The 17620-nt window shown below is 72.3% G+C and carries 16 protein-coding genes; 8 read left to right on the top strand and 8 right to left on the bottom strand.

What is annotated here, in order from left to right; translation table 11 throughout:
* Positions 1–7: 7 nt before the first annotated feature.
* Positions 8–409 carry a DUF6292 family protein gene (locus NV263_RS20955; protein ID WP_263248245.1) on the top strand — a complete coding sequence of 134 codons (402 nt, stop codon included), beginning with the start codon at positions 8–10 and terminating at the stop codon, positions 407–409.
* 136 nt (positions 410–545) lie between these two features.
* Here the strand turns inward: NV263_RS20955 and NV263_RS20950 are convergent, their stop codons facing one another.
* From NV263_RS20950 to NV263_RS20940, 3 genes are all read right to left on the bottom strand, one after another.
* Entirely contained in the window at positions 546–1805 is a 1260-nt protein-coding gene (locus NV263_RS20950) for a DUF418 domain-containing protein (protein ID WP_263248243.1), read from the bottom strand.
* A gap of 115 nt (positions 1806–1920) precedes the next feature.
* Complete coding sequence (locus tag NV263_RS20945) at positions 1921–2925, bottom strand: LacI family DNA-binding transcriptional regulator (RefSeq protein ID WP_263248241.1); 1005 nt, start codon at positions 2923–2925, stop codon at positions 1921–1923.
* Positions 2926–3038: 113 nt separating this feature from the next.
* Positions 3039–4145, bottom strand: coding sequence for a rhamnose isomerase (locus NV263_RS20940; RefSeq protein WP_263248238.1), 1107 nt, complete (start codon positions 4143–4145; stop codon positions 3039–3041).
* Between the two features lie 197 nt (positions 4146–4342).
* Here NV263_RS20940 and NV263_RS20935 point away from each other — a divergent pair, with 197 nt between their 5' ends.
* The 6 genes from NV263_RS20935 (at position 4343) to ctaE (ending at position 11010) form a co-directional block, all read left to right on the top strand.
* A complete protein-coding gene (locus tag NV263_RS20935) occupies positions 4343–5413 on the top strand; it encodes a F420-dependent hydroxymycolic acid dehydrogenase (protein WP_263248236.1) in 1071 nt (356 codons plus the stop codon).
* Positions 5414–5502: 89 nt separating this feature from the next.
* Positions 5503–6237, top strand: a complete 735-nt coding sequence (locus NV263_RS20930; protein WP_263248234.1) for a DUF2267 domain-containing protein — start codon at positions 5503–5505, stop codon at positions 6235–6237.
* Positions 6238–6490: 253 nt separating this feature from the next.
* Positions 6491–8317: an AMP-dependent synthetase/ligase gene (locus tag NV263_RS20925; protein ID WP_263248232.1), complete on the top strand. Its 1827-nt coding sequence runs from the start codon at positions 6491–6493 to the stop codon at positions 8315–8317.
* Positions 8318–8418: 101 nt separating this feature from the next.
* The gene (locus tag NV263_RS20920) at positions 8419–9156 is read left to right on the top strand and encodes an SDR family oxidoreductase (protein ID WP_263248230.1); all 738 of its coding nucleotides are present in this window, start codon (positions 8419–8421) and stop codon (positions 9154–9156) included.
* Between the two features lie 163 nt (positions 9157–9319).
* Positions 9320–10366 carry an ABC-2 transporter permease gene (locus tag NV263_RS20915; RefSeq protein WP_263248229.1) on the top strand — a complete coding sequence of 349 codons (1047 nt, stop codon included), beginning with the start codon at positions 9320–9322 and terminating at the stop codon, positions 10364–10366.
* Positions 10367–10407: 41 nt separating this feature from the next.
* Positions 10408–11010, top strand: a complete 603-nt coding sequence (gene ctaE, locus NV263_RS20910; RefSeq protein WP_263248227.1) for an aa3-type cytochrome oxidase subunit III — start codon at positions 10408–10410, stop codon at positions 11008–11010.
* On the opposite strand, the gene NV263_RS20905 is transcribed toward ctaE, so the two are convergent.
* Both NV263_RS20905 and NV263_RS20900 read right to left on the bottom strand, forming a co-directional pair.
* A complete protein-coding gene (locus NV263_RS20905) occupies positions 11011–11901 on the bottom strand; it encodes a universal stress protein (protein ID WP_263248226.1) in 891 nt (296 codons plus the stop codon).
* 9 nt (positions 11902–11910) lie between these two features.
* Complete coding sequence (locus tag NV263_RS20900; protein WP_263248224.1) at positions 11911–12309, bottom strand: Hsp20/alpha crystallin family protein; 399 nt, start codon at positions 12307–12309, stop codon at positions 11911–11913.
* Between the two features lie 124 nt (positions 12310–12433).
* On the opposite strand from NV263_RS20900, the gene NV263_RS20895 reads away from it, so the two are divergent.
* Entirely contained in the window at positions 12434–13348 is a 915-nt protein-coding gene (locus tag NV263_RS20895) for a universal stress protein (protein WP_263248220.1), read from the top strand.
* Positions 13349–13823: 475 nt separating this feature from the next.
* Here the strand turns inward: NV263_RS20895 and NV263_RS20890 are convergent, their stop codons facing one another.
* From NV263_RS20890 to NV263_RS20880, 3 genes are all read right to left on the bottom strand, one after another.
* The gene (locus NV263_RS20890) at positions 13824–14429 is read right to left on the bottom strand and encodes a histone deacetylase (protein WP_263248219.1); all 606 of its coding nucleotides are present in this window, start codon (positions 14427–14429) and stop codon (positions 13824–13826) included.
* A gap of 128 nt (positions 14430–14557) precedes the next feature.
* Positions 14558–15829 carry a cytochrome P450 gene (locus NV263_RS20885; RefSeq protein ID WP_263248217.1) on the bottom strand — a complete coding sequence of 424 codons (1272 nt, stop codon included), beginning with the start codon at positions 15827–15829 and terminating at the stop codon, positions 14558–14560.
* A gap of 252 nt (positions 15830–16081) precedes the next feature.
* Positions 16082–17431, bottom strand: coding sequence for an NAD(P)/FAD-dependent oxidoreductase (locus NV263_RS20880; RefSeq protein WP_263248215.1), 1350 nt, complete (start codon positions 17429–17431; stop codon positions 16082–16084).
* Between the last annotated feature and the right edge of the window lie 189 nt (positions 17432–17620).

The following is a 17620-nucleotide window of genomic DNA, read 5'->3' as shown; positions in this document are numbered from 1 at the left end:
GGGACGCATGGACGCGAGAAGTCGGGCCGCATGCGGTCTGGTGAACTACGTGCACGAGGTGGCGGGAGTCCTCGACGACGACGTCGTCGAGGTCGACGTCGACGTCGAGGAGGGACCGGCGACGGCGATCATCATCCTGCGGTCGCGGATGCCGACGTTCGCCGAATTCCCGCTGCTGCTGACCTGGGACGAGATCAGCGGATGGGCGGTGCGGGTGGAGATCAGCGGGGACGGCGACACGACCCCGCTGAGCTACCTGGGGGAGGAGATCCTGCCGCCGCCGGTCCGGGTGCGGCGATACCTGTGGGACTCGCTGGTCGGCCGGTATCCCGGGACGCTGCGCCCGCGACCGCTGCGGCACCTGGACGCCGCCGACGACCTGGAGCGGCGCCTGGCCCGGTTCGGCTGACCACTGTGGACGGTTGGCGGCACCGCGCCCGTGGGGCGTGTCTTCGAACCGACTTCCGGACGATCAGGCGAGCGGCGCGAGCCGCTTTCCCTTTCGGTGAGCGGTCTCGCAGCTCGCACCGCCGCGGAAAGCGAGTTCAAAGACGGGATCCGAGCGCGTCGGCAGTTCGGGTCGAGGTCCGGTGCAGCAGCCACTCCAGCGGGCCGCGGCCGAGGAACGGCCGCCACAGCCCGCACAGCACCAGCGAGCCGACGACGAGCCCGGTCAGCGGCAGCCACGGCAGCTGCACCAGCGACTCGCGCGCGTTGTCCTCGATGATCTTCAGCGCCACCGCCTGCACCACGTACACCGTCAGGGCCATCGAGCCGACGGCCGCCAGCGGCGCGAGCAGCGCGCGCACCCGGTCGCCGACGACCAGGCAGAGCGCGAGCACCGCCAGGGCGCAACCGGTGGATCCCACGATCTCGAACGTCGTTCCGGTGTGGGCGCTGGCCAGCAGCAGCAGCGCGGCGTTGCTCGTCGGCACCGTGCCGAACCCGTGCATCGTCAGCAGGTCGAGCGGCGCCACGCCGTATTGGGCGGCCAGCGGGCGCATCGCGTTCAGGATCGGTTCCAGCGATCGCAGACCGCCGAACACGTTCAGCGCCAACCAGGACGAGCCGTACCCGAGCACCGCCAGGCCGACGCCGCCGGCGAACAGCCGCACCCGCACCGCCGTCGAGCGCAGGTCGCAACGCCCCAGGGCCAGGCCGGTCAGCACGAACGGCATCCAGGTCAGCACCGGGTAGGTGCCGGTGAGCAGCAGGTTCAGCAGGCCCGTTCCCGCGCCGGACAGGGACGTCAGGTCGGAGAAGCTGAGCGCGCCGCCACCCGAGTCGGCGTCCATCGGCTGCCGGAGGACGAACGACAGTTGGGGCGCGACCAGCGCCCACACCGCGGCGGTGGCCAGCAGCGCGCCCGGTCGCAGTCGCAGCAGCGGCAGCGCGAGCAGGAAGTACACGCCGTAGAACGACAGGATGACCATGATCGGCGCGCCGAGTTGGGTCAGCGCCATGCCGAGCACGAACAGCAGCGCCGCGCGGACCGCGATCCGGATCCGGTCGCGGCGCAGCGCCACGCCCTCGTGCGGCCGGCTGCCGCCGGTGAGCAGCGCGAGCGACACCCCGGCCAGGGTGGCGAACAGGATCGAGGAGTGGCCTTCGCTCAGGTCTGCCAGCACCTTCGCCGCGCCGCCGGAGTGCGGGTTGATCATGTTCGGGCCGATGTGCGCGACGAACATGCCGAACACGGCGAGCGCGCGGGCCAGGTCGACGCCGCGCAACCGGGACCGGCGGGGTGGGGCTTCGTCGGCCGGTCGCGGCAGGACGACCGTCGGGTTCTCGTTCGGTGGAATCACGGTGCCAAAGTAGGTTCCGCGGCGATCATCGATCGTCGGTCCGCGGACCGATTCCCGGGTCAGATTCCCGGAGTACGCCACCGCGGCGGCGGGCCTTCCGGGTCATACCCGAGGACTACGACCGCAGGACGCGGGTGGAGTCGCGGACGACGAGTTCGGGGGAGAACACCACGGCCCGGTGTCCGGGCGGTTCCGCGGTCTCCGCCGTCTCGGCGATGAGCAGTTCGGCCGCGGCCCGGCCGATGTCCCGGGCTGGTTGGCGCACCGACGTCAGCGGGACGACCGCGGCGCGGGCGAACTCGATGTCGTCGTAGCCCACGATCGCCACGTCGTCGGGAACCCGCACCCCGCCCGCCGCCAACGCCTGCAGCACTCCCAGCGCCAGCAGGTCGTTGGCGCAGAACACCGCGGTGGGGCGCGGGACGAGGTCGAGCAGCCGGGCGCCCGCGTCCCGCCCGGACGGCACGTCCAGCGCGGCGGTTTCCAGCACCCGCAGCCGCGCGCCGGAACCCGCCAGCGCGGTGCGCACCCCGGTCTCCCGGTCGGCGCACTGGTCGAGCCGTCGCGGGCCGTTGATGAAGGCGATGTCGGCGTGCCCGGTCTCCAGCAGGTGAGCGGCGGCCAGCGCGCCGCCGGCGACGTCGTCGACCGACACCGAACTGGCCTGGTCCGAGGAGATCCGCCGGTCGACGAACACGTAGGGGATCTCGTTGTGCCGCAACGTCTCCAACGCCGCGCCGGAGGTGTCCACCGGGCTCACCAGGACACCCCGGACCCGCTGTTCGGCGAACATCGCGAGGTAGGACTCCTCGCGGTCGCTGCGCTGCCCGCTGTTGCACGTGATGACCTGGAGCCCGGCCTCGTGCGCGGCCTGCTCGGCGCCGTGCGCGACGTCCACGAAGAACGGGTTGCCCAGGTCCAGCACCAGCAGCGCCATGATGCGGCTGCGGCCGACGCGCAACGCCCGCGCGGACTCGTCGCGCACGTAACCGAGTTCGGCGATGACGGCGAGCACCTTCGACCGGGTCGTGGCGGACACCAGGTGCGGCCGGTTGACCACGTTGGACACGGTGCCGATCGAAACCCCCGCGCGCCGGGCCACGTCCTTGATGCCGACCATGATCCGTTCGTCGTCCTTCCGCGTCGCCGGAGCGTTCCGGGGGGCGACCCGGAAGCCTCGTCCACATGTCCCGCCGGTACCGCAACGCGCCGGGCGGCGCTGCCGGAGTGGACTCAGGCGCCGCGCCGGGCGGGGGTGCCGCCGAGCCCGGCGCCGGGATGTCCCGACGCGGCGGCCGCGGGATCGGCGGGCAGACCGCGGTGCGCGCGCCAGTCTGCCAGCCACGGGCGGACGTCGGTGTGGAAAGCGGCCATGAAGATCTCGTGCGCGCCCAGCACGTCGCCCGACCGCTGCGCCGCGTCGAGCGCCTCGCGGTCGACGAGCAGCGCGCGGGCGGTCATCTCCTGCACCGTGAGCACCGACCGGACCTGGCCGACGACGCCGGGTTCGACCGGGCACGGGTCGAGCGCGAGCGCCACGCCACCGGGCCGGTGACCGCCGCCGCGGACGATCTCGTGCAGGATCCGGAACAACTGGGAGGAGTCGGCGGTCCCGACGATGAGGTCGTCGTCGGCGAGCGGCCGGGGGCGCAAGCCGAACGCGCCCAATTTGCCCAGCCGCAACAGCTGCGCGACCACGGACTCGACGGGCGCGCCCGGCGCGTGCTGCCCGGAATCCAGGCCCACGACGGCGCGTTCGCCGAGCGCGGCGCAGTGCGCGAAGCAGGTTCCCCAGTCGGGCACGTCGGTCTGGTAGAGAGCGGGATCCGCGGTCCAGGGCCGCAGCACCAGCCGCTGGTCGTCGGCGAGCCGTTCGCGCAGTGCCGCGAGGGACTCGACGAGTCTGTCCTGGCGGGCCCGCAGGTCGTCCTGCCCGGGGTGGTGCGTGCCGTCCGCGAGGTGCACGACCAGGTCGTGGCCGCCGATCTCGGTGAGCAGGTCCAGGCAGCGGAAGTGGTGGTCGCGGGCGCGGCGGCGCACCCGCGGGTCGGGATGGGCGAGACCGCGGTGCTCCTCCCGCGCGCTGTCGCACACGACGGTTCCCACCGACACGCCCAGATCGGCGGCGTGCCGGCGCAGCGCGCCCGGATCCCGGACGGCGTCGCGCGGCAGGTCCAGCGCGGCGGTCGGCGTCAGGCCGGTCGCCTCGTGGACCCTGGCGACGTCCGCGAGGGCCGCGAACGGGTCGCGGCGCCCGGTGGGCTCGGCGACGAACGCCCTGGAGGGCAACTCGACGGACAGGTGCGCGAGCAGCGGGGCGATGTCGTCGAAGGCGGGCACGGCTTCTCCCGATGCCTGAATCGTTTTAAAGATCTGTGGGCAGGACGATACAAATCGTGGTCCCGGGATGTCAACGAGCGGTCGCCGATCGGCGGTGGCGCGAACGCCCTTCTGCCAGAACGGTTCAGAAGGTCCCTCACCGTCCACTGTGGTCGGACGAGGTTTCCCGCTGCCCGCGCCGGGGTAGCGGTGCGGTGATGGGACGGGATGCCGGAATCTCCCGGCGGCGGTTCGGCGCGCTCTCGACCGCCGCGTTGACCGGTGCGCTCGGCGCCGGGTGCGCGGGCGGCTCCGGCGGTCGCCCCGCCGGGGTCGGTTTCGTGCTCTCGCACGAGCAGTTCCGCACGCCCGAGCTGGTCTCGTTCGCCGAACGCGCCGAGCAGGCGGGTTTCGGCCCGGTGTGGGCCAGCGACCACCTGCAACCGTGGCAGGACGACCAGGGGCACTCGATGTTCCCCTGGATCACGCTGGCGCTGGCCGCCCGGAGCACCCGGCGGGTGGTGATCGGCTCGGGCGTCACGTGCCCGACCTACCGGCACCACCCGGTGGACGTGGCGCAGGCGTTCGCCTCGCTGGAGCTGCTCGCCCCGGGGCGCACCTTCCTGGGCGTGGGCACCGGTGAGGCGCTCAACGAACAGGCGGGCACCGGCTCCTACGGGCCCTACCAGGAGCGCCACGACCGGCTCGTCGAGGCCATCGCGCTCATCCGGCAGTTGTGGACCGGGCAGCGGATCTCGTTCCAGGGCCGCTTCTACCGGACCGACCAGCTGCGCCTGTACGACGTGCCCCAGCACCCGCCGCCGATCCACGTCGCCGCGGGCGGGCCGCGCAGCGCCCGGTTGGCGGGCCGGTACGGCGACGGCTGGATCACCGAGTCCGGCGCGTCGCTCGACCCGGGGCTGCGGGGCGCCTTCGAAACCGGAGCGCGGGAGGCCGGGCGCGATCCGGCGACCATGCCGCGGTTCGCCGAGATCTTCGCCGTCGTCGGCGACCAGGCCGCGGTCGAGCGGGGCGCGCGGTTGTGGCGGTTCCTGGGCGCGCCGACCGACCAGCCGAACCCGGTGGCCATCCAGCAGGCCGCGCAGCGAGCGCCGCTGTCGGCGGTCACCGCCGGATGGCTCACCGGCACCGATCCGGCGGTGCACGTCGCCGGACTCCGCCGGTACCTCGACGCGGGGGTCACGCCGTTCGTGCACTTCGCCCAGGACGACCCGCCCGCGGCGATCGACTTCTACGGCTCCCGGGTGCTGCCCGCGCTCGCACGTTGACCGAGGTCGCGGACGGGTACTCAGAGCCTGTCTCGAACCTGTTGCGGGTGGCGGTGGTCGGGCGGGCCGTTGGGGTTCCGCCAGCGGCGATGGGTGCTCAGCGGGAGGAGGCGGTGGTGATGGTCGAGTACCGGCGACTGCTCGACGACGTGTGCGCGATGACCGGCCTCGGTGCGGGTGAGGCGCGCGCCGCGGCCGAGACGACCGTGACCGCCCTGGCCAGAGCGCTCGACGACGAGGCGCGGGAGATCCTGCTCGACGCGATGCCGGGCGAGCTGACCGATGACTTCACGATCGCCGGCGTGGAACGGCCCGCGGAGGCCACCGACTTCGTGCAGCGGGTCGCGCTGCTGGGGCGGCGCCCGCCGGCCGAGGCGCGGATGCGCGCGCAGGCCGTGCTCGCCGCCATCCGCCGCCAGGACCCCGACCTGATCGACCGGCTGGACCTGCCCGACGACATGCGCGCGCTGACCGCGCCGCCCGACGTGGGCGGCGGTGTGGTCGGTCCGACCGGCCACCAGCCGGAGCTGACCGCCGACGAGGTGCGCCGCGAGCTGGAACGGCTGCCCGACTGGACCGGTGACCGCAGCGGGCTGTCGCGCACCGTGCAGTTGCCGCCGGACAGCCTGGACCGCGTGCTCGGGCGCCTCGACCTGCTGCGCCGCGACCTCGGTCGCGGCCCGGCCGTGGAGCGGGAGGGCGACACGGCGGTGCTGACCGTGCGCACCCGCGCGACGGGCGGGGTCACCCGGCTCGACGTGGACCTGGCGCACCGCATCGACGAGGCCATCGAGGAGGCCGGTGCCGGGATGTCCGGCGCGTGACGGCCCGGTGTCGTGCGGGTGCCCGCCGACCCGCGGTGCGGACACCGCCGAAGCGGGTACCCGCGAGCCCGCCGCGCGGGGGTGCGCAACGACCCCGGACAGGTGCGGTGACGGCCGAAACGAACATTGTTAGCTGATTCTTGCCGTCCGGGAAACCCCCTGCTCAGCTGCGGTAATGGTTCCGGAACTGGATCGTTCTCGATTTCGCCGCAACCGTTGCGCAACGTGCCGACCTGGCGATACTTTGCCCCGCATGCACGCCGAGATCACCTCCTCCTTCCGCTCCATCCCCGACATGTTTCGGCACCGTGTCGAGGAGTCGGGAGGTTCCGAGGCGTTCCGCTACCCGGTGGACGGGGGATGGCGGTCGCTGACGTGGGCCCAGACCCGGGAACGGGTCCGTGCCATCGCGCTGGGCCTGCACTCGCTCGGGGTGACCTCGCAGCAGCGCTGCGGCATCCTGTCCAGCACCCGGATGGACTGGATACTCGCCGACATGGGCATCCTCTGCGCCGGTGGTGCGACGACCACGATCTACCCGACGACCACGCCGGAGGACTGCACCTACATCATCTCCGACTCGGGCACCGTGATCGTCTTCGCCGAGGACGACGACCAGGTCGCCAAGCTCCGCTCGCAGCGCGACTCGCTGCCCGAACTGACCCGGGTGATCACCTTCGACGGCACCTCCGACGGGGACTGGGTGCTGCGCCTGGAGGAACTGGAGGAGCGCGGCCGCGCGCTGGCCGACGAGCAGCCGGAGCTGTTCGAGGAGCTGATCGGCAAGGTCGACACCGAGGACCTGGCCACCCTCATCTACACCTCGGGCACCACCGGCCGCCCCAAGGGCGTGCGGCTGGTGCACGCCAACTGGCTGTACGAGGCCGAGGCGATCAAGGCCCTGGGCGACGACCTGCTCACCCCGGACGACGTGCAGTACCTGTGGCTGCCGCTGTCGCACGTGTTCGGCAAGGTGCTCCAGATGGGGCAGATCCGGCTCGGGTTCCCCACCGCCGTCGACGGCCGGGTGGACAAGATCGTCGACAACCTCGCGCAGGTGCGGCCGACGTTCGTGGCCGGGGCGCCGCGGATCTTCGAGAAGGTCTACAACAAGGTCGTCATGCAGGCCAAGGAGGGCGGCGAGCTCAAGTACCGGATCTTCCGCTGGGCCTGCGAGGTCGGCATCCGGGCCTCCCGGATGCGCCGCGAGGGGCAGCAGCCGGGGGCGCTGCTGCGGTTGCAGTGCGCGGTCGCCGACCGGTTGGTGTTCAGCAAGCTGCGCGAGCGCTTCGGCGGGCGGCTGCGCTACTTCATCTCCGGCAGCGCGGCGCTGGCGCCCGACATCGCCGAGTTCTTCCAGGTCGCCGGGGTGCCGATCATGGAGGGCTACGGGCTGACCGAGACCAGCGCGGCCACCTTCGTCAACCGCCCCGAGGACTACCGGCTCGGCACCGTCGGCAAACCGCTGCCCGGCACCGAGGTGCGCATCGCCGAGGACGGCGAGGTGCTGGTCCGCGGCGGTGGCGTGCTGCGCGGCTACCACGGGTTGCCGGAGGAGACCGCGGCGGTGCTGGACCCGGACGGCTGGCTGCACACCGGTGACATCGGCGAGTTGGAGGACGGCTTCCTGCGCATCACCGACCGCAAGAAGGACCTCATCAAGACCTCCGGCGGGAAGTACGTCGCGCCGCAGACGGTCGAGGGGAAGCTGAAGGCGCTGTGCCCGTACGTCAGCAACGTCGTGGTGCACGGCGAGAAGCGGCCGTACTGCACGGCGCTGATCACCCTCGACGAGGAGGCGATCACCGCCTGGGCGCAGCACAACGGGCTGGCCGCGCTGACCTACGAGCAGCTGACCCGGCACGCGAAGGTCCACGAGCTGGTCGGCACCAGCGTCGACGAGCTCAACGCCGGGCTGGCCCGGCACGAGACCATCAAGAAGTTCGCGATCCTCCCGCGCGACCTGACCATCGAGTCCGACGAGATCACGCCGAGCCTGAAGATCAAGCGCCGCGTCGTGGAGCGCAACCACGGCGAGGTGCTCGACGAGATGTACCCCAACACCGTGCAGGCCCTGTGAACCGTCCACAGTGGTCTGCCCGCGATGCGGGAACCGCCCTTGCCCCCGGGCCGCGCGGGGTGCTTCGATCGTCTTTCGACCAGAGCTGATCGGAGGGTGCGGTGAACGACGTCGCGGTGGTGACCGGGGCAGGTTCCGGAGTGGGCAGGGCCGTCGCCCAGGCGCTGCTGGGCGCTGGGTACCGGGTCGTGCTGGTCGGACGGCGCCTCGATCCGCTGCGGGAGACGGCGCGCGGCGCGAGCACGGCCCGGGTGCTGCCCGCCGACGTCGGGGACCCGGACGCGGTCGCCGCGCTGTTCGACGCGGTGCGCGACGAGTTCGGCCGGGTGGACGTGCTGTTCAACAACGCGGGCACGTTCGGCACCCCGGGCGCGGTGGACGAACTGTCCTATTCGGACTGGGAGGCCGCGCTGCGGGTCAACCTCACCGGCTCGTTCCTGTGCGCCCAGCACGCGTTCCGGATCATGCGGGAGCAGGACCCGCGCGGCGGCCGGATCATCAACAACGGTTCGATCTCCGCGCACAGCCCGCGCCCGCGCAGCGTCGCCTACACCGCGACCAAGCACGCCATCACCGGCCTGACCAAGTCGATCTCGCTGGACGGGCGGGAGCACGACATCGCCTGCGGCCAGATCGACATCGGCAACGCGGCCACCGAGATGACCGCGGGCATCGCCACCGGCGCGGTGCAGGCCGACGGCTCGGTGCGCGCCGAACCGACCTTCGACGTCCGCCACGTCGCCGAGGCGGTGCTGTACATGGCGCGCCTGCCGCTCGACGCCAACGTCCAGTTCCTCACCATCACCGCCACCGCCATGCCCTACCTCGGCCGAGGCTGAGTCTTTGGCCGTTGGGCTCGTTTTGCGCGGTGGTGCCGGTTGCTCGCGCACTCGCTGAAGGAAGAAAGCGGCTCGCGCCGCTCCCCGCTGCCTCCAACGAACGAGTTCGCCGGGGAAAGCCCAACCGATCGCGGGGCGCGGGAGGCGCTCGTACCGTGTCGGCATGTCCGAGGTGTCCGCGGTCGACGGCCCCGCCCGGCGGGGACTGGCGGCCCGGTGGTACCGGTTCCGGCTCTCGCCCTTCCTGCCCGCCGTGGTGGTGTCGCTGATCGTGTCCTGCGCGGCGGGCCTGTTCGCCGGGTCGTACTGCTGGGCGATGGCCAACCCGGTGCCGCACCACATCCCGACCGCGGTGACCGGCTCTTCGGCGCAGGGCGCGCGGTTCGTGGACGCGCTGGAACACCGCCTGAACACCTCGCTGGCGTTGCAGCGGTCCCCGGACGTCGCGGCGGCGCGGCAGGCGGTCGCCGAGCAGCGCGTGTTCGCCATCGTCGAGCAGCAGCCCGGTGACGTCCGGCTCGACGTGGCCGCGGCGTCCGGGGCGTCGGTGGCGCGGGTGCTGTCGCAGGCCGCGCCGTCCGCCGGGCGCGCGGCCGGGGTGCCGGTGCAGATCACCGACATCCGCCCGCTGTCGCCGACCGACCCGCAGGGCGTGGCGGTCTTCTACGTCACGCTCGCCTCGGTCGTGCTCGGATTCGTCGGCGCGATCCAGCTCAGCGTGCACGCCAAGGCGCTCAACCCCGGTGAGCGGATCGCGTTCACCGCCGGGTACGCCGCGCTCGGGTCGCTGTGCGTGTGCGCGGTCGTCGGCCGGGCGCTGGCGGTGCTGCCGATGCCGCTGCTCACGTCCTGGGCGGTGGGTGCGTTGACGATGTTCACCGCGGGGATGGTGTTCACCGCCTTCAACACGCTGTTCGGCCGCTGGGCGATCCTGCCGACCTGGTCGGTGATGATCCTGCTCGGCAGCCCGTCCTCCGGCGGGGCGGTGGCGTGGCCGCTGCTGCCGCCGGTGCTGGGGTTCCTCGGCCGGTTCCTGCCGCCGGGCGCCTCGGTGAACGCGCAACGCAACGCCATCTACTTCCCGGAGGCGTTCCACCTGGAACCGGTGGTGGTGCTGGCGTCGTGGGCGGTGGTGGCCGGTGCGGTGTTCGTGGTGTGGCGCAGGCGCCACCCCGGCGGTCGCACCGACTCGTCCTCTGTGGACGGCTGATCCACTCTCGCCGACCCGGTCGCCGTCGCATACTGGCGGGCATGGCTGAGCCGACGCTTCCGGTGAGCAGGCGGGTCCACTCGTTGAACCGGCCGAACATGGTCAGCGTGGGCACCATCGTGTGGCTGGCCAGCGAGCTGATGTTCTTCGCCGGTCTGTTCGCGATGTTCTTCACGGTGAAGGCGCAGAACAGCGGCCGGTGGCCGCCGCCGCCCGCCGAACTCGACGTCGTCTACGCGCTGCCGTTCACGATCATCCTGGTGGCCTCGTCGTTCACCTGCCAGTGGGGGGTGTTCGCCGCCGAGCGCGGCGACGTGTTCGGGCTGCGCCGCTGGTACGTGGTGACGCTGGTGATGGGCGCGATCTTCGTCGCCGGGCAGGCGGGGGAGTACCACACGCTGGTCACCGAGCACGACACCACGATGGCGAGCTCGGCGTTCGGGACCGTGTTCTACATGACGACCGGGTTCCACGGCCTGCACGTCATCGGCGGGCTGATGGCGTTCGTCTTCCTGATGGTGCGCACCAAGCTGAGCAGGTTCACCCCGGCCCAGGCCATCGCGGCGATCGTGGTGTCGTACTACTGGCACTTCGTCGACATCGTGTGGATCGGGTTGTTCAGCGTCATCTACCTGGTCCCGTGATCAGCGCACGACCGCCACGGTGCAGGGCGCGTAGTGCACGACCGCATGGCTCACCGAGCCGAGGAACGTCGTGCGCACCACGCCGCGACCGCGCGTGCCGACGACCAGGAGGTCGGCGTCGGCACCCGCGGCCACCAGGGCTTGCGCGGGCCGTTCGTCGGTCACGACCCGTTGGTGCGCGGTGACGCCCGGGTGGTTCTCCTGCCTGCCGGCGAGCACCTCGGCGAGCTCGCGCCGGGCGGCGTCCACGTCGTCGGAGGGCAACCGCCAGCCGCGGACCGGCGGCAGCGCGTCCGGGTACGGCTCCTCGGCCACCAGCAGCGCCGTCAGCTCCGCGCCGTGCCGCTCGGCGGCGTCGAGGGCGAAACCGATCGCTCGCTCGCTGTGCGCGGACCCGTCCACCCCGACGACCACCCGGGACGGCGGGGACGCGTCGTCGCTGCGCACCGCCACGACGGGCACCTGCGCCCGGCGGATGAGCTCCGCGGCCGTCGAGCCGACCAGGATCCGCCGGATCTTGCTCGGCTGCGGCGACCCCAGCACGAGCAGCGCCGCGTCCGCCGAGGCGTCGAGCAGCACGCGCGCCGGGTGCCCCAGGCGCGCGTCCGCCCGCACGTCCAGGCCGGTGGAGCGGATGTCGGAGACGACTTCGTCGATCTCGCGCAGGGCGTCCGCGCGCAGCGCCGTGAAGGTCACCTCCCCGCTGGACGGGTGCACCCGGGACAGCTTCTCCAACGGGACCGCGAGGGCCCACACCACCACGAGCGGTCGTCCGCGCGTGGTCGCCTCCGCCGCCGCCCAGCGGACGGCCTTGGCGGACTCGCCGGTCCCGTCGTAGCCGACGACCACCGCGCCGCCCACCGGTCCGGACCCGCCTCCGGTGGCCGCCATCGCCGCACCTCAGCCGCGGCGGGCGATCGGGATCTCCCGCCGGCCGCCGGAATCGCGCTGCGGGATGCGGACGGTCAGGATCCCGGCGTCGTACTCGGCCTCGATCTCGTCGGTGTTGCAGTTGGCGGGCAGCAGCAGCGTGCGGTTGAGCGTGCCGTAGTGGAACTCGCTGTGCTGGTCGTCGCGCTCCTCGTAGCGGCGTTCCGCGGTGATGTTGAGCTGGTTGCCCTGCAGGTCGAGGTGGATGTCGTTGTCCGGGTCGACGCCGGGCAGCTCGCAGCGGATCACGAACTGTCCCTGGTCGACGTAGCTCTCGATGCGCATCGCGTGCCGCTCGCCGAACGGGGATTCGAGCCACTGCAGCAGATCGGGCAAGGTCGAGCCGGGACGCGGCCGGATGTTGGTCATGTTCGTCCTCCTCCTCGCGCGGTGTCGGCGGGCGCGCCGGATCGCGGCTCGTTCACGCCCGCCGCGCTGCGGGTACCCGACCCGCGACGGGGATGAACGCCGGATGGTCCACTGGGGAGCGCCGATGTCCGAGGTCAGAGCCGGTCCGGTGGTCGTGGGCATCGACGGTTCGGCGATCGCCCGCAACGCCGTGCGGTGGGCCGCCCAGGAGGCGCGACGCCGCGACGCGCGGCTGCGCATCGTCTACGGGGACGTGTTCGCGCTGCCCGCGCTCCCGGACATGCCGGGACTGCACTGGGGGAAGGAACAGCACGTCGTGGTCCGCAGGCAGGTGGAGACCTGGTTGTCGGCCGCGGCGGAGGTCGCCGCCGAGCACGCGCCGGACGTCCCGGTCGAGACCGCCTCGCTGCCCGGAACGCCGGAGAAGGTGCTCATCGCCGAATCGGCCCAGGCCGGCCTGATGGTGGTGGGCGACCGCGGGTTCGGCGGGTTCACCGGTCTGCTGGCCGGGTCGGCGGCGGTCGCGGTGGTGGCGCACGGGCGGTGCCCGACGGTCGTGGTGCGCGGCGCGGAGCCGACCTTCGCCGCCGACGGCCCGGTGGTGGTCGGCGTCAACGGACCACCCTCCCCGCGGGGCGGCGCGCCGGGGCGCGGGGCCGTCGCCGAGCGGGTGCTCGCGCACGGCTTCGACGTCGCGGACACCCGGTCGGTACCGCTGCGCGTGGTGCACACCTGGCACGCGCTCGACGTGCCGCGCCCGCCCGGCGGGCTGGCGGCCAAGCAGGTGCGCGAGCGCGAGGAGCTCTACGTCGCCGAACTGCTCGCCGGGTGGCAGCAGCGCTACCCGGACGTCGCGGTCGAGCGCTTCGTCGGTCCCGGCTCGGCGGCCGTGGCGCTGTTGGAGCAGTCCGAGCGGGCGCAGCTGCTGGTGGTCGGGTCCCGGGGCCGTGGCGGGTTCGCCGGGCTGCTGCTGGGTTCGACCAGCCAGGCGCTCATCCACCACGCCGGGTGCCCGGTGCTGGTGATCCCCACCGCGTGAGGAGTCCACTGCGGACGTGCACGTGGGGCCCGCCTTGTGCAGGCGAGCCCCACTGCTGTTCATTGGAGCGATCAGGTCCGGGTTGAGATCAGACCAGAGTTGAGCATCAGGTCAGGGTTCGGCCATGACGCGGTTGGACGGTGCTGGTCACCGAGGAATCACCTCAGTGCCAACCACCCCAGCCGCCCCAGCCGCCCCAACCCCAGCCCCAACCCCAGCCCCAACCCCAACCCCAGCCGTGGCGGCGGTGCAGGGTGAAGACATCTTTGATGCTCATGGGATTGTCCTGGTTTCATGAGACGTGGTGTCGGACGAACTCGTGGTGCTGCCGAGCAGCACGCCGCGCCTGCTTCCACAGGCGCGACCCGATCGTTCGGCGCGGTCGAAAGCGCCCTGTGCCCACCGGATTCAGGTGAGCACTTGTCACGGTAGGTGCCCGTGCGGGGCCTCGGAACGAGTCTTTGGGCCCGGACACTCACCGTAGGTAATCAACCGCGTTGCGTGTCTGCTCGGCGACGGCGCGCAGGTGCCGGACGGCCTGCTCGGCGCTCCAGCCGTGGGCTTCCCGCAGACCGCCCGCCAGCATCCGCAGGTACGCCTCGGATGGCGGGTTGGGCGCGACGTCCCCGGCCGACCAGGGGGCGGTGAACGTCAGCACCGGGTGGCCGTCGAGTTCTCCCACGTGCAGCAGCGTTTCGTAGCGGCCCGGTCCGATCCGGTGGCGGCCGGTCTCCAACACCGGGGCCAGGTCGATGTCGGCGCCCGGCCGGCGGTACATCTCCTGGGCGGTGACGTCGGAGAACTGCTGGGCGGTGATCAGGTAGGCGCGGGCCGGGGCGGGACCGGGCAGGTCGGGGTCGTAGAAGGCGCGTCCGCCACCCCAGGTTTCCGACTCGGTGGCGAAGTAGATGCCGCCGGGCAGCTGGTAGCCGGTCGAGCGGCGCGGTGGTCGCGGGTCCCGGCAGCCGGGGCAGCTGCGCATCGCGCCGGGTGGCGTGCCGCCCCGCAGGTAGCAGGTGAACCGTGCGGCGTGCATGTTCGAGCCGTAACTGACGTACCAGACCAGATCGGCCGGATCCACCGGACATCCCCTCCTCCCGCCGGGCCACGGTAGGTCAGGGGGTGCGGCACCGCTTCCGCCGTCGCGGTGACCCTGGAGTGTCCACAGTGGATTTATGTGCGGTGCGTGCCGGTCCGGTCACGCTTCGTTCACGGCAGCACGGGCAGCGACTCGACGCCGTAGACGATGGAGGTCTTGCGGAAGTCGACCTCGGCCGGGTCGATCGCCGGCCGCATGTCCGGGAAGCGCCGGACGAGCGCCGGGAAGGCGGCGCGCAGTTCCATGCGGGCCAGTTCGGCGCCGATGCAGCGGTGGATGCCGTGGCCGAAGGCCAGGTGCGAGGTCGGTTCCCGGGTGGGGTCGAAGGTCTCGGCGCCCACCGCGAGCGCCTCGTCCCGGTTGGCCCCGCTCAGCGAGCACAGCACGACGTCGCCGGCCTTGATCGGCACCCCGCCGATCTCGACGTCCTCGCGCGCGGTGCGCGGGAACGCGACCTGCACGACGGTGAGGTAGCGCAGCAGTTCCTCGACGAAGCGGTTGACGTCCTCGGGTTCGCCGAGCACCTGCTCGGCCGACTTCGGGTCGTCCATGAGCAGCAACGCGCCGAGCGCCAGCATGCTGGCGGTGGTCTCCAGGCCGCCGGTGAGCAGGCCGTCGGCGAGCTCGGCGAGTTCCTGGTCGTCGATCTCGTCGCCGTGCTCGGTGATGAGCATGCCGAGCAACCCGTCGCCGGGCGCCTCGCGCTGCTTGGCGACCACGCCGCGCAGGTAGGTCAGCTGCTCGGAGATCGCGCCGAGCGAGGCGGTCGCGCCGCCGAGCAGGTCGAAGCGGGCGGTGCTGTGCTTCTGGAACTCCTCGCGGTCGGAGTAGGGCACGCCGAGCAGTTCGCAGATCGTCAGCGAGGGGATCGGCAGCGCGAAGGTCTCCCACAGGTCGACCGGGCCGTCCGCGGCGGCCATCGCGTCCAGCCGTTCGTCCACGATCGCCTGGATGCGCGGGGTCAGCCGGCTCAGCCGGCGCATGGTGAACTCGGGCGTCAGCAGGCGGCGCAACCGGGTGTGCTCGGGCGGGTCGGTGAAGCCCAGGCCGCCCGGGTCCATGTCCTCGGTGACCCCGACGCTGCCGACGAGGTTGCGGAAGTCGCTGCTGAAACCGTGCACGTTGCCCAGCACGGCGCGCGCCGCGTCGTAGCCGGTGACCAGCCAGACGTCCTTGGCCACCGGCAGGTCGAGCTTGGCGACCGGGGCTTCGGCGCGCTGCTTGCCGAGTTCGGGCACCGGGTCGAGCCGGTCCCGGAGCAGCGGGACGAGCGCCTGCGCGGGCAGGAAGGGGATCTTGGCGAGGTCGAAGCCCTTCTTCCGGGTGCGCGCCAGGTAGCGGCGTCCCAGCCAGGCGGTGATGCGCGAGCGGATCTTCGACATGGTCGGCGTAACTTTCCCCAGGTGGTTGCGGTCTGCGGTCCGAGCGTACCGGTACTGTCCATTGTGGTCGATCATGTTGCCGCACCCGCCGCCGGTGGCGGTGGCGCCGCCTCGTCCGCAACGGTCGGCACCGAAACGCTGTTGCAGTATGCAATACCGATCGGACGCCTGGTCGCCTGATCGGATGAATGCAACGCACCTGGAACAGGACGTGGCGAGCGGTCACCACGCCGCAGCGGAACGTGCCCGGGTTCAGGAAGCGCTGGTCACGTGCTCCTTCACCTGCTCCGGGGTCAGGTACGCATCGGTGCGCTCGAAGTCGCTGAGCGTGCCCGGTCGGTACGCCTGGAACCCGGTGCGCACGTAGTCGGCGCCGGTGACGGCGCCCAGGAACCAGTTCGCCGCGGTGCGGAACCGCGCGACGCCGGAGCGCATGGCGAACAGGTGGTAGCCGCGCGTCACCAGCTGCGCGGGCACCCCGGTGAGGTTCACGCCCAGCGGGCGCGCCACCGAGTCGCGACCGCCGAGATCGACGACCATGCCCAGGTCGCGGTGGGTGTAGGGGTGCAGCTGCTGCCCGCGCACCGCGGCGACGAGGTTGTCCGCGACGGTGCGGCCCTGCCGCTGGGCGTGCTGGGCGGTCGGCGGGCAGATCGCGTCGCCCCCCTTGACCAGGTCCGGCACCGCCGCGGCGTCGCCGACCGCGAAGACGCCGTCGAACCGGGGCACCTGCATCCGGGGCGTCACCGTCAGCCGCCCCTTGATGCTCTCGGCTCCCAGCGTGGCGGCCAGCGGGCTGGCGGCGACCCCGGCCGTCCAGATCACCGTGTGGCACGGGAACGAGCGGCCGTCGGTGAACTCGACGTGGTCGGGGCCGAGCCGGGCCACCGAGACGCCGAGGGAGATCTCCACGCCGCGCCGCTGCAACGTGCGCATCGCCACCTGGCCCAGCTTCTCGCCGAGTTCGGGCATCAGCTTCGGGGCGATGTCGATCAGGTGCCAGCGGATCAGCGAGGGGTTCAGCCGCGGGTACCGGTGCACCGCGTCCGCGGTCAGCCGGTGCAGGCAGGAGGCGGTCTCGGTGCCGGTGTAACCGCCGCCGACCACCACGAACCGCAGCCGCGCGGCCTGCTCGGCCTCGTCCTGGGTCGCCGCGGCCAGGTCGAGCTGGGAGATGACGTGATCGCGCAGGTAGGCGGCTTCGGCGAGGGTCTTGGCGCCCAGCGCGTGTTCGGCCAGGCCGGGGATGTCGAACTGCCTCGTCACGCTGCCCGCGGCGATGAGCAGGTAGTCGAAGGACTCGTTGATGACGTCGCGGCTGATCGTGCGCACCACGCACACCTTGGCCGCGCCGTCGATGCCGATCGCGCCCCCGGGGATCACGCGGGTGCGGCGCAGGCAGCGCCGCAGCGGTATCGCGATCGACTGCGGAGTGAGCGTGCCCGAGGCGACCTGCGGCAGCAGCGGCAGGTAGAGCTGGTAGTTGTGCGCGGCGACCATGGCGATGTCCGCTTCGTCGGGCGCCAGCCGGTGTTCCAGGCGGCGCGCGCACTCCAGTCCCGAGATGCCGCCGCCGACGATGAGGATCTTCGGGCGGTTCATGGGCCGTCCTCCTTCGCGCCGGGGTCGTGCCCACAGCGTGGGGCACCGGGCGCGGCTTGTCCCGACGATCTCGGCGGTTCGGGACCTTCGTCCGTTGACCGACCGGAGGCGACGGCTATCCAATTCGACGGGAAGCGCCGGGTCGCGCCTGTGTGCCCGATTGTCGGCATATGGACCCGGAATGTGGTG

The sequence above is a fragment of the Saccharopolyspora rosea genome (assembly GCF_025643595.1).
Lineage (GTDB): Bacteria > Actinomycetota > Actinomycetes > Mycobacteriales > Pseudonocardiaceae > Saccharopolyspora > Saccharopolyspora rosea.
This window is presented reverse-complemented; position numbering and strand designations above follow the sequence as displayed.